1 pseudogene is annotated in these 644 nt (G+C 68.5%); it reads left to right on the top strand.

Annotated elements, in window-relative coordinates:
- Window positions 1–644: pseudogene (locus tag HMPREF1316_RS14310) on the top strand (hypothetical protein); the annotation flags it as partial.

Raw genomic sequence — 644 nt, 5'->3', positions numbered from 1 at the left:
TCCTCTGCGACCTGCCCTACGCGCACCGCTTTGGCGTGCTCAAGGGGACGGACGGGCAGGACTGGCTCGTCGCGTGCACCATCAAGTCGGCCTGTCGCGCGTTCAGGGACGACTGGAAGGCGCCCGGGGCGGTGTACGTCGCCAGGCTGCCCGAGAGGCTCGAGCAGTTCGACGGGGACAACCAGCTCGAGCTGACTCGCCTCGCCAACTGCCAGCTTCAGAACCACGGCTTCTATACGGCCCCCGACCGCAGCTTCGCGCTTATCGGTACGGCAGCCGGCGTCTTCCGCTACGTGCCTCCCGCACGGGACGGTGCCGACTGGCAGATAACCTGCCTGATCGTGGATCCCACGAGTGACATGACGCCGGTCGACCTCGACGGCGACGGACGGGACGAGATCGTGACCATCTCACGCTTCCATGGGGACACGCTCTCCGTGTGGCACGAGACCGAGCACGAGGGCCAGTACGAGAAGGTGTGGGAGGACCCCCAGAGGCGCGGCTTCCTGCATGCCATCTGGGCGGGCGAGCTCGCCGGTAGCCCGTGCGCCGTGCTGGGCAACCGGAGGGACGGCCGCGACCTCGTCAGGCTCCACCACGAGGGCGGCGCGTACGGGGTCGAGGTCATCGACCACGACTGCGGG

This window comes from Olsenella profusa F0195 (assembly GCF_000468755.1).
GTDB lineage: Bacteria > Actinomycetota > Coriobacteriia > Coriobacteriales > Atopobiaceae > Olsenella_F > Olsenella_F profusa.
Note: the sequence above shows the minus strand (reverse complement) of the source record. Positions and strands in the feature narration are given on the sequence as shown.